The sequence below is a fragment of the Paraglaciecola polaris LMG 21857 genome, from assembly GCF_000315055.1.
Classification (GTDB): domain Bacteria; phylum Pseudomonadota; class Gammaproteobacteria; order Enterobacterales; family Alteromonadaceae; genus Paraglaciecola; species Paraglaciecola polaris.
Genome location: NZ_BAER01000032.1, coordinates 1 through 12308, shown reverse-complemented (window position 1 = coordinate 12308; position 12308 = coordinate 1). Strand labels below are relative to the sequence as shown.

At 44.5% G+C, this 12308-nt stretch carries 10 protein-coding genes; 4 read left to right on the top strand and 6 right to left on the bottom strand.

Annotated elements, in window-relative coordinates; all coding sequences use genetic code 11:
* Nucleotides 1–134: 134 nt before the first annotated feature.
* From GPLA_RS06000 to GPLA_RS05990, 3 genes are all read left to right on the top strand, one after another.
* Entirely contained in the window at nt 135–947 is an 813-nt protein-coding gene (locus GPLA_RS06000) for a PaaX family transcriptional regulator C-terminal domain-containing protein (RefSeq protein WP_007103963.1), read from the top strand.
* Between the two features lie 15 nt (nt 948–962).
* Nucleotides 963–1859, top strand: coding sequence for a fatty acid desaturase family protein (locus tag GPLA_RS05995; RefSeq protein ID WP_007103962.1), 897 nt, complete (start codon nt 963–965; stop codon nt 1857–1859).
* A 228-nt stretch (nt 1860–2087) separates the two neighbouring features.
* Nucleotides 2088–2747, top strand: coding sequence for a CatA-like O-acetyltransferase (locus GPLA_RS05990; RefSeq protein WP_007103961.1), 660 nt, complete (start codon nt 2088–2090; stop codon nt 2745–2747).
* 198 nt (nt 2748–2945) lie between these two features.
* On the opposite strand, the gene GPLA_RS05985 is transcribed toward GPLA_RS05990, so the two are convergent.
* Nucleotides 2946–4076, bottom strand: a complete 1131-nt coding sequence (locus GPLA_RS05985; protein ID WP_007103960.1) for a hypothetical protein — start codon at nt 4074–4076, stop codon at nt 2946–2948.
* Between the two features lie 296 nt (nt 4077–4372).
* On the opposite strand from GPLA_RS05985, the gene GPLA_RS05980 reads away from it, so the two are divergent.
* Nucleotides 4373–4984 carry an EF-hand domain-containing protein gene (locus GPLA_RS05980; RefSeq protein WP_007103959.1) on the top strand — a complete coding sequence of 204 codons (612 nt, stop codon included), beginning with the start codon at nt 4373–4375 and terminating at the stop codon, nt 4982–4984.
* Between the two features lie 82 nt (nt 4985–5066).
* Here the strand turns inward: GPLA_RS05980 and ggt are convergent, their stop codons facing one another.
* The 5 genes from ggt to GPLA_RS05955 form a co-directional block, all read right to left on the bottom strand.
* The gene (ggt, locus tag GPLA_RS05975) at nt 5067–6815 is read right to left on the bottom strand and encodes a gamma-glutamyltransferase (RefSeq protein WP_007103958.1); all 1749 of its coding nucleotides are present in this window, start codon (nt 6813–6815) and stop codon (nt 5067–5069) included.
* Nucleotides 6816–7179: 364 nt separating this feature from the next.
* Nucleotides 7180–8076 (bottom strand): hypothetical protein, encoded by an 897-nt coding sequence (locus GPLA_RS05970; RefSeq protein ID WP_040514018.1) that lies wholly within the window; start codon nt 8074–8076, stop codon nt 7180–7182.
* A 402-nt stretch (nt 8077–8478) separates the two neighbouring features.
* Entirely contained in the window at nt 8479–9759 is a 1281-nt protein-coding gene (locus tag GPLA_RS05965; RefSeq protein WP_007103955.1) for a spinster family MFS transporter, read from the bottom strand.
* Nucleotides 9760–10227: 468 nt separating this feature from the next.
* Nucleotides 10228–11544 carry a HipA domain-containing protein gene (locus GPLA_RS05960; protein ID WP_007103954.1) on the bottom strand — a complete coding sequence of 439 codons (1317 nt, stop codon included), beginning with the start codon at nt 11542–11544 and terminating at the stop codon, nt 10228–10230.
* A 2-nt stretch (nt 11545–11546) separates the two neighbouring features.
* Nucleotides 11547–11825, bottom strand: coding sequence for a helix-turn-helix domain-containing protein (locus tag GPLA_RS05955; RefSeq protein ID WP_040514017.1), 279 nt, complete (start codon nt 11823–11825; stop codon nt 11547–11549).
* Nucleotides 11826–12308: the final 483 nt, after the last annotated feature.

Here is a 12308-nt window from a genome sequence, read left to right as displayed (position 1 = left end):
AGGTAAATTAATACGCATTTGCATGCTTTTGAAACCCGCTGACGAGTGACGTTTGTTGACCGGTGTTACATATATTTGCTAAAAATGTAATTTATGGTAATAATGAATGTAGAGATTCTTATAGAGCAAGCGCTATGCTGAAACGACGCCAGATAACACCCAAGACCATCATTCTTGATGTGCTCAGATTAACCCGAGGTGGTTATTGCCAAGCGGCCAAATTAATCGCCGTGGGGGAGTTATTCGATTTCAAGGCGAGCACAATGCGGGTGGCCTTAACGCGTCTTTTGACTGGGGGCAAAGTAGAAGCAGACGGCAGTAGCGGCTATCGCATGAGCTCAAATACCGATTTGGTCAGCGACTATATCGAACAATGGAAGTTAGGAGATTTGCGCCGTAAAGAATGGCAAAAAGACGATTGGCTAATGGTGTTATTACCCAGCAACCCAGATCGCGCCGTTCGCACGTTAAGTCATACCACGTTGCCATTTTTTGGTTTTCGCAAGGCGCAGAACAAAGTATGGATACGGCCAAACAATTTGCGTCCTGCATTGAGTGAATTACGTGCCTTGTATCAATTGGTTGGCCTTGAACCTGAAGCATTAGTCTTTAAGGCGACGGATATTCCTAACCCAGAACAATTCATATGGGAAAGCACCTTGTGGAATACTCAAGAACTGCAATCCATGTACGAGCAACAGCTAAGCAAACTGACTAAAAGCAAAGCACGCCTTGATACCTTAAAGGTGAAAGACGCCCTGCGTGAGAGCTTTATGATAGGCGGCGAGACGATAAATTTATTGGTTAAAGATCCCTTGCTACCGGATGAAATGTTTTGTACCCCCAAGCGCGAAGAGTTACGCCATGCAATGTGTGATTACGATGCTTGCGGGCAGAAAATTTGGACTCAATTTATGGGCGAGTCTAGCGTGTTCAACGTTTCGTAATACTAGGATAAGCCAATGAAAGCACATGACGTACTCACCAGACAAGAAATTGTACAATTGATGACTAGAAGTAACCTGCGCGCCGCACTATTAGTGCTGAGCTGTTGGGCATGGGTCATCGCTGCAATGGCGCTAGTGGCTATTTGGCCCAACCTCTTTACCATCGTCATCGCACTGCTGATCGTGGGAGGAAGACAACTTAGTTTTGCCATTTTAATGCACGATTGCGGTCATAATAGTTTGTTCAAATCACGTAAACTCAATCAGTTTGTTGGCACCTGGCTGGTGTCGGCGCCGGTATTCTCAGATATGCAAACCTACTCGCGCCAGCATACTATTCATCACAAAGATGTGGGCACTAGCAGGGATCCCGATTTGGCCAATTATGCGGCTTATCCGATCAGTAAGGCGTCATTAGTGCGCAAATTCTTGCGGGATCTCTGTGGTTTAACCGCCCTGAAATTTTGGTTTTATATTCTTAAAACACGACATCCATCCCACAAGAGCATGGTATCCAATCGGGCCTTATTCACAGGGATAGTCGTTAACCTGTTGTTGTTCTTATTCTGCTACGCATTAAATATAGCTTGGTTATACCTAGTATGGATTGCGGCCTACAATACGATTTATTTTCTGTTTTTACGCATTCGGCATATCGGTGAACATGCCGCTGTACCTAATTCAAATAGTCCGAACATGTTCGAAAATACCCGAACCACCTTATCAAGCTGGTGGGAACGCTTATGCGTGAGTCCCGTATATGTGAATTACCATATTGAACATCATTTATTGCCCTCAGTACCGCCTTATAATTTGCCATTGATGCACCGTTGGTTGGTGGCCAAAGAGGCATACAAGAACACGCCTTTGCCGTCAGGTTATATCGCGATGCTGCGCAGCGTATTAAATTAGCCATGAGCAATAACAAATAGCTCGATAAACGCCAACGAGCAGAGATGTATGGCAAGGAATGCCTGATAATGAGTTGAACAAGGCAACACGTGTGGACGCCGTTGTTATGAACCCCTAATCTCACATAATCACGTCTTTGCAGGGGGACGATACTGATATATCAACTTGGCTTCAGCAACGAAATTATGTGACTATGATTCGATCATCATTTTTATAAGTGAAACACTCTTGAGTAGTATTGAAAAAATCGATTTACGTACTTGGTATAGAAAAGAACACTTCGAATTTTATAAGACGTTTAAGCAACCTTTTTTCAATGTATGTGCGACGGTTAATGTGGCTAAAACACTCAGTTATTGCAAAGAGAATCAGCTTTCTTTTTTTATTTGCTCTTTGTTTTTACTCGGATACAGTGCCAATCAAATAGCGCCATTCAGGTTACGTATAAACGGCGATGAAGTTGATGTGCATGATGACGTGGACATAAGCTGTACTGTGTTAAACAAAGATGAAAGTTTTAGCTTTTGTGAGTTTGGAGCATGCCACGACTTTAGGTTATTTTACCAACAGGCCGAGCAGCGACTGGCTCGTATAAAAAACGGCCATAAATCCTTGGCGCCATTAACCGTTAGCCACAATAAAATATTTTGCTCGGTTTTACCTTGGCTACATTTCACCAGCTTTTCTCATGCCCAAAAACACAATGAACATGACTCGATACCCAGAATAGTGATGGGTAAATATAAAGCGTTTGCTCACGAGACGTTAATGCCTGTATCGGTAGAAGTGCATCACGCCCTGGTCGATGGCTTGCACGTTGGGCAATATTTCCAGCAGCTAGAGCACAATTTTAAGCACTTTTTTGCTAACTATGGGCGATACAAATGAAGTCGCTAAGCAGATTTACTTGATATTAAATAGGTTATTGAACAGACGTTATTGGCAATTTTTGCCATGAAATGGATGCAGTGCAATTGATGCCAGCCAGTAAGCTGGCACGGGATAAGTAGCTGCAGGCGGTCACCACAGAGGTAGCGCTGGGGGTAACACCATTTTGGATAAAAATGAGCGATTGACCTTGTATCTTTAAGGCATGATTAGTTCAAAGTCGGCGCGACCCACAGAGATCCCATTAACAATGACTTCAACACTATGCAGCCCGGCATAATAAACCCGAGTGGTAATGGCTTTGATGGCGTGTTTTTTCTCTATGGTCAGGATTGTAGAGGGCGTTAAGTTGCTATTACGCCATTTAAACACCTTGCCCGTGGTTTTGCCGTTGGCTTTTTGGTGATGCACTATGTAATCAATCATCAGCGCTTGGGTCGTGTCCGTGTTTGAGGTCAACGCTAAACTAAACTGAAGCGCCTCACCGAATATCACGTGCTTGGTTAACACGCTAACCTTTGCCGACGCTATGATTGGCGGCACAAAGCCCAGCGCAGCTAGGGTTCTTTTATGACCATTTTTAATCAAAGTACGACAAGCATGGCGCACTAACCTTTGGCGGTTTTTACTGGCATCTTTTAGCCATTGCTCAGCGATATCAGCCACTAACTCAGGATGATCTTTCGCAATATCATTGAGATTGTTGGCAACCGAGCGTCGAACGTATTCTTCGTCATCATCTTTTAGCTGCTCTAAAAGCGCGATCACAGGTGCAGGATCTGCAATAAACATAGGAAGTTGCATGGCCCAAGGTAATCTGGGTCGGCTGCCCTCAGAGACAAGGCGGCGAACATCTTGGTCAGGATCGCTGACCCACTTGGCAAATATGGCCAAGGTATTTTGCGCTGATTGCAAAATAAAAAAGCGGATAGCAAATTCTGATGACAAGTGTTTAGTCATCTCTTTTAGCAGCATCATCGAAAAATCAAAATGTTCTTGGCCCTGCAATGCCACGTAATGGCTCAGGGTCATGATTGCCCAACCTGATATTCCCGCACTTTCAGGGCTGCCTGAGGAGGGGCTCTCGTCTTGCAGCGCGGGCAAACTGGCCAGCAATATTTGCCCTGCATGGGTAAAGTCCCTTGGAAGATAAAGGATCATCGCTTGAGTAATATGTTCAGTACGGGCTTTGAGTTCAAGTGACTCTAAACCCTTGTTGGCTGCGGCTACAAAAGCGGGTCTATCGAAGGCTTCATAGTGACGGCTAAAATGACCTGCCATATCTGCTACAACATGTTGATTTAACAAGTTTTTAAATGGCTCAGCCACAAATGTGTCCCTATTGTTTACGCTGTATGGTGACCGTCATGGGGTCGGTGCCACTCGGTCTAAAATGATATTTTAGCATGTGGCGTGAACAAATCCTGTGACATCAAACGCAAAATTCGAATCAGCTAGGCCAATAGATCATTAATAATAAAACCCAAGATTATGCTGATATAGCACCTTTGACTTCGCTGGGGGTCTCAGTAAGCCGCAGGTGAGGTTACAAAGTGACTTTTTCGAGACTTTAAAGCATTGTTGCTGATGGTCTTGATTAACGTTAACTAGCAGGAGAACGAGTTTTGAAGGTAAATCGTATTGCTAAATCTTATGTCGCGCTAGCGCTGCTGGTGGCTTTTTCTGTCAGCGCTTGCAGTTCGAATGACATTGCGCAAGTCAATGCGGGCACAAAAGTAGTCTCTCGGGATGGTCACCACAGAGGTGGTCTGGGTCAGGGCAGACCGCCGGAGGGAGGGGCCAAACACAGCGTATGCGAGGCGTTGCAGCAAGGTCCGTTGAACAATGCAGAGCACGGGCCGATGAACAACGCAGATTTTAATCGAGATGGCACTGTTATGCGTGACGAACTCGAAGCATTTATGGATCAAGGCAAATATAGACGCATCAGCATGCTCACATTTTTCGATTTGTTTGACACAAACAAAGACAACAGGCTCAGCGATAAAGAGTTCGCTAAAGTTGACCCGCCCTACGGTTTTGATGGCACAGATGAAAATGGTGATTGCGTGGTGACGCGCGAAGAAGTGCTTGCTTACGCTAATCAAGCTGGGCGCAGCTATCGCAAAATTGGACTGGGTCAGTTTTTTGCTTTAATGGATACAAACAACGATAACAAAGTCATCACCACAGAAGTAGATGCAGCACACGAAAGCGGCCTGCTTGCTCGCTTCTAACGGTTAATTGTTTCTTTGTTAAGCAAATATGGCGGCCAATTGGCCGCCATATTATTCGTTGCTTCAAACAAAACTACTCGGGCTAAAGCGTACCGATTATGCCTTCTCTTCGCTTGTCTGCTGCGCCTTCAAGGCGGCCATCAGGTTTGCGCATAATGACACTTAATCCTGAATTTTCGCCTTTGGATGCATCAACGTCGAATCCCATTTCTTTCATGGCGACAATTAATGAATCGGATGCGGCATCTTTTTCCAGGCGCACGGTTTTACCCCGGGCTACCATATTCGGTAGGTCAACCGCGGCTTGAGGGTCCAGTCCCCATTCAAATACTCCGACCAGTGTTTTAACGGTATAGGCAATAATGTTATTGCCGCCAGGTGAACCGGTGGCCATTAAAAAATCGCCGTCTTTGTCTAACACAATAGAAGGCGACATAGACGAGCGCGGGCGCTTATTGGGCGCTACGGCGTTAACAATGGCGTTACCGTCTTTATCATGATGCTGAAAAGAGAAATCAGTTAGTTGGTTGTTCAAAAACATGCCACCAACCATACGGGTGGTGCCAAATATACTCTCAACGGTCGCTGTCATTGAGACCACATCGCCTTTGGTATCCACAATCACGAAATGCGTGGTGCCATGAACGTCTTGGGTGGCATCAATACCCGCAGTCTCATTGCTCGGCGTATCGTTATAGGCCCAGGGGTCACCTACGGCATACGTTAGTGGCGTGGCTTTATCTGAAATAAGCGTGGCGCGTTTGGCGAGATAGTCTTTGTTCAACATGCCAGTAAGTGGCATATCCACAAAGTTAGGGTCGGCAATAAATTGGTCTCGGTCGGCGTAAGCAAGTTGCTGTGCCTGGGCTAACAATGCCCAATTTTTTGGATCATCTGGGCCTGCTGCACTTGGCCGTGGGCCATTTTCTAAAATCCCCATGATCATACCCACGGCTACCCACGAAGAAGGAGGCGGCGCGCCACATACTTGGGTATCACGATAAGGCTGACACAATGCCGTGCGTTTCACTGGCTGGTAGGCTGCAATATCTTCAGCCGTTAATGAGCCCGCTCTAGGTTGCTGTTGCACCATAGCGGCGATTTTTTTCGCAATGTCGCCGTGATAAAACTCAGCAGGATCCTTGGCAATGATGTCCAAGGTCTTGGCATAGTCAGGATTTTTTAAGGTGTAACCTGCGGGGTAAGGTTGGCCTGCGTCATCAAAAAAGTATTGGTGGGCATCTGTTGGGCCTTGCTCTGGCGTGCTAGGAATGTACTTACCAAAACGCGCTAACATGCCATGTAAACGAGGGGATATTTCAAAGCCGTCGTTGGCAAGCTTACGAGCGTAACTAAATAGGCTCGCCCACTCTAAGGTGCCTTGCTCTTTGTGGGCCATAGACAACATAGCCAACACACCCGGCACACCGGTAGACAAACCACTGGTTTTAGCTTGAATAAACGGCATTGAGTCGCCGTTTTCTAACATAAACATATCTGGCGTCGCGCCACTTGGGGCAGATTCACGGCCGTCATAAACTGCCAATGATTTTGTTTCATTGTCGTAGTGCACCATAAAGGCTCCACCGGCTAAGCCAGAGCTTTGTGGCTCGACCAGACTTAATACCGCTTCAATGGCAATAGCCGCATCGACTGCTGAACCGCCGGCGCGCAATACTTCTAGCCCAGCTGCTGTTGCATGCGGGTTTGCGGTGACTACCATGGCTTGTTGCTTGGGCAGTTCTGCTTTTAATTCTGTTTGGTTTTCTGCTGAACTGCAGCCCAAAAGGCTGGCTGATAAAACCCCGATGGCGAGTATATGAAACTTCATTGCTTGTTCCCGATAGTTAAAATTTGATAGTGAAATCATAATGAAAATACAGAGGCGAGAATCACTTTTGAATTGTCTCAAAATGCGCAGTACACCCAAGCGGTGACCCAAAGCCGTGTCACCCGCTATTTTTCTATCATAAATAACCACTTACTGACAATGAACTTGCGTTAATGAGCGGTAATTTATCGTTTAATGTTAATTTTATCTGGGCGATTGGCTGGAATACGGTTGATTTGGCGTAAACATTTGTTTGATTTTAAAGTGGTTAAAATAACAGGGTATGAAAGCTAAAGTGGAAACATAAGAGCGTAACGCAACGAAGAATTAACGGTTTCATTGCGTTGCTGTCCAGAGCCCAATTCTATTGATTCATATTCCCTTTGCGGCGGATCATGATAAATACCAAACAGACTAATATGAATCCCCAAGTTGCTGGGGCGGATACAGCAATAATAGCTAAATCAGACGTGTTAAAACTGACAATTCTCTGATTGTTGTCCTGTACATAAAATAGGCCATTAGACGGGGCAATACCTAGGGCAAGTGGCCTGCGTGATAAACCCGCATCAGTCAAATCATATGATCGCACAATCGTATAACCATTCTCATCACGGCGATATTCGTCTAATAATGGCTTATTTTCTCGGGTCGCAAATAAGTTACCTGACGCTGCATCAAAGGCGATATCGTTTGGCAACAAAGCGGGGTCATTAAATAAGCTATCTATCAATGTACCGTCTTTTGCCACTTCTCTGAATACAGATTGAACACCAACTCGACCTGTTGATAAAATAATTGATTCATCGAATGGGTTAAAAGCAATGCCGCTCGTTCCTCCAAAATATTGATCGGTTTGAAAGCGGGAATATTCAGTTTGGCCATCAGTAGATAGGGTGACAACAAACCGATCTGCAGGATCAGGAAAGCGGCTTTGCGTTCCTAGTACGACTAAATTGCCATCATTGGTAAAGTCGGCACTAGATATTGCGCCAAATGGGCCTAAGTCAACATTTACGCGTGACGATTCAAGGAGCTGACCATTAGCGTCCATTCTCCACAAATTATCGGCTCCGTTATAGCTCAGAGTCGTCATATAAACATCGCTTGTAAGTGGATCTATTGCTAACCCAAGTGCGTTAGATGTATCAAATCCTTCGGTGATAAAGCTAATGTCAAAACTCTTGAGGGTCGCGTTAGCAGAGGGACAAAAAAAGACAACGAAAATCAGGACGAATTTAGATCTGAACGGGTTGGGCATTTGGCTTCTCCAATAAAAATGAATTTGATACACATTTTAGAGCACGAGCATAATAGTATTTATATTCTAGCTGCTTTTTTAGAGGCCACAAAAAATAGATAACAGCGAGCTTAAGGTGTTAATGCCAGCGTCACAAAGGGTCGGCACTCACGATTTGACGCGAGTACTATTTAATCAAGAATTCAATCAATTGGTTTCCACCACAGCTTTTATACACAAGGTAAAAAAGGACTCATCTTACCGCGTAGAAAACTGCTTAAAATATGTTGTGTGAGCAATCCTGTTCAAAACTTAGCAAAACAGCCATAACAACACCCCAGTGCCCTTTATTTGAATTCAAGGGACTGGTTTTAAAGGTATTGTCATGGCTATGTTATCAAATTAAAACCTCAAGCCTATTGGCTAAGCGGTTATTTTTTGATCTGCTTCGGTAAGCCTATTAACTGCTGATCCGCTACGAATGTACTGAACCACCGCCAGCAGAATAACGAGACTAGAGAACATCAAAGCATAACGCAGTGATTCGGCGCCATACTGGGGAGTCAAAGCGTCACTGATCATACCGGTTACTACCGGGCCACAGCCTAAGCCCACAATGTTCAGAATAAAGAACAAGATAGCTGATGTGGTTGCACGCATTGACGGCTTAACCAAATGATGAGAAATCGCGATAGTCGGCCCAAGGTAACAAGAGCCAAATACGTTACTGATAAATATGCATACCAATACCATAGTTAGCGAGTCTAGGCTCAGTGCTAACAAACTAAACGGCACTGAAAGTAACACGCCTATGGCGGGTACCCACATGTACCAACGCAAATTGATTTTGCCAAATTTGTCAGCCAGAAAGCCGCCACTTAACGCGCCAATCACACCTGAGAAACCAATAATGAGACCAAGGGATACGCCCACTTCCGAGATGCTCATGCCGTGGCTTCGGATCAGAAAAGAAGGAATAAAGGTTAACGTCGAGTATCCGGTAAAAGCACAGAAACCAGCAGCAAACGCGGCTTTGCGGAAAGGTTTAGATTTCCACAAGTAACTAAGGGTCTCTTTAAAGGTGTACTTTTGGCCCACACTTGGGTCAGACACCATGCCAGAGCCACCACGAGGAGGCTCTTTAAGGGTTAAACGCACCACAACGGCCATCAATATGCCAGGTAAACCCACAGCAAAAAACGCCATACGCCAACCGATTTTGTCAGCCAACCAGCCACCTAACAACAGGCCAACCAGAATACCCAGATACAATCCCATGCTATAGATAGACATGGCCGCACCGCGCTCTTCCGGTTCGTAGTAATCAGAGATCATCGAGTGAGAAGGCGGACTCGCACCTGCTTCACCGATACCCACACCAATTCTGGCGAGTAGTAATTGTGTATAGTTTTGCGCTAAACCGGATACCGCGGTCATACCGCTCCAAACGACCAAGGCCAAGCTGACAATATTGCGCCGATTACCCACATCAGCCCAACGGGCGATGGGAATACCCACAACCACATAGAATAAAGCAAAGGCAAAGCCGGTTAATAAACCAAGCTGTGTATCAGATAAACCCAATTCAGCTTTGATCGGCTCTTGTAGAATGACCAGAATCTGCCGATCAACAAAATTGAAGATATAAACCAAAGTAAGAATAAAAAGGACATAGCGTCGATAACTGCGAGTTTCCGCATTCATAGGACATTCTCAAGTGACTAATTTCATATAGGAAAATCGAGTATGCCGACTAAATATTATCCGCTCAAGCATCAGAAATGGGTGTGGGGTGTCTTATCGACCAGCAGATGACGCTTGTTTGCGTTTACAAGTCAGTAACAATGCGGTTACGCAGGGGTTACATTGGGTTCAGAGGATATCTATTTTTATTATGAATGAATCGTTATAGGGACTTTGGCGCTTTATTTTCTCGAGTATTCGCTTGGCTTATTATGTGCTGTGCACACGGCATCCATGCCTTTTTTCAAACGAAATCTTTGAGCGGCCGCCGGGCGGTCCAACTTAACAAAACATGCGCTACGCACACAAAGAACGCAGAGGAAATGAGAAGGAAGATGTAGGTTGGACTTTAGCCCATCATGTTATCTAACGATGACCAATAATTAATGCGTTCATGCCCAACAAAAAAAGCAGCAGAATGCGCTCTGATTAAAGTTCTATGGTAAGAATTTCTTGTACTTGGCTTTGTAAATGGGTCGTTCTTATTCTTATGTTTTCAAGTAACACATCTATGTACCCGTGTTCGGCCCTAGACAAGGTTTGTAGTGTGAATAACTCAGTTAAAAACTGCCTATCATCTAAAGTCTTTAGCACCGACTTGGCTAAGTCGGCTAACATTCTAGAAACTAATTTTCTGTCTAAACTGCACGTTTCTGCAAAGTCTGCTATTTGATAAGCATGAATATCACAGGGTGAAAATTCATCCCCCATGGCCATAGCAAGTGTATGTTTGAACTGCTCAAACATAGATACGTTGACGAGATCATAAGCAGGCGTAAACATAAATGTGTTTTTAGACATATAGAACGAAACGTTTTTACCATGACTGTCGTAATTACTGATCATCAAGTTAAAAAGCTGCCAATTAATTAACCATTGCTTTGACTGAACCGGTGAAGAGGTCTGTTCGCACAGTTCAGCTAAGGTCGGTAAACTGGCGCCATCTCGTATATGTAACACATCTCTACCATCACCCAAGTTTCTCTCGTATTTATAATCTCTAGGTAAATTAAGTGCTTGGCATCCGTCGATAACATGCCTTCGTAATACACGACTTGCAGTTTGCTCTAATGCTCGGTCAAAGCGACGCACTAATAAAGCTGGGTGCGGGCCAAACCGTTTGAATTCAACTTCAGCTGTAGGTAAACCGGCTGCCGATGATAGTTTCATACAAATGTATTCATTAAGCACTAAGTGTTCGCTGTTAGGTTTTTCGAATTTTAAAATATGGGTAGAACAGTAAGCGCCGTCGCCAAAACCAATATCACCTTGCTTAGTCACGAATACATTAAGCTTGTCCTGCACCCCAGCGACACTCAGCCTAGGCTTATCATCCCAATGCAGTAGCCCAAAATCCTCTTTATGGTTAAGACGCTCAATAAGTTCGGCTTCACCTATCGGCCTAAATGCAGCAGGCGCATTTACATCAGGCGCCGTATTACAAAATGAAAATGCCCCAGATAAATCTTCACCTAAGGCTCTTATTTGCGGGTAAACCTGTTTCTCAGACACCCCTAATCTAGTCGCTAGTAAATGCCTAGCTTCACCCTCTGGGAGTAAATTATCTAGATAGTGATATGCGGCAGTTAATGAGTGCTGGTTACTCAGGGGTAATCCAGGTGATATGGCATATCCATTTTGCTGCCAAGTATCTAAATATGTGATTTTAAGTTGACCGCTCGTTTTATCTAGAGTGAGTACCGCCACCTGCTTATCTCGTAAAAACACACCAAGCGAATAAGCCATACCTATACCCAATCATCGTCTGAAAAGTTTATGGCATACTCTGCATGAGACAACTTAATCCCCAAGCCTTTAAGAATTGAAAAAGTAGCCCCTAAAGTACTATTAGGATTACCATTCTCAATACGGGACAGAGTATTAATCCCTACACCACACAAAGCAGCGCAATCAGTCAATTTCATGTTCATTGCAGTACGCCTAGCCTTAATCAACTTACCAAGATTCACAGAATCAAGTATCAAACTAGTCGCTGGCATATCAGAAGGTGTCACTCGTTTACCCATATCAAACACTCATAATCACCGTTATCAGTGATTATAGATGAAAACTTACTAGAATCAAATAAATTCACCGTTAATGGTGATTAAAGTAGATTGCAAACCTACACTCCATATACTCACCGTTATTGGTTAATATTTAGATAATGAAGAGCAGAGTAGTACAGAAAAAAGCAGAAATTGTAGGTTGAGCTAAGCCCAATAGCCTATTTAGCGGCGGCCGTTAACGGTTGAATTGTCAGCTACCCTGTTATTTAGGTTGGCGCGCTAAGATTACGCTTCGCGCCACGCATGCGCTACGCTTATCGTCATCTCGGCAACTGCTCCTGCGTTGCCCTAGCTTCCAACATCCATGTTGGTCGCATTGCGCTTTTTGATACGGCATCCTTGCCCCACCAGTTACTCTTTCTTCATCAGCTAAGAAAGAGTAACCAGACAAAGTTGTCGGGAACAACTTTGAACATCCGAAGGATGGTGCGCAGCACGTAG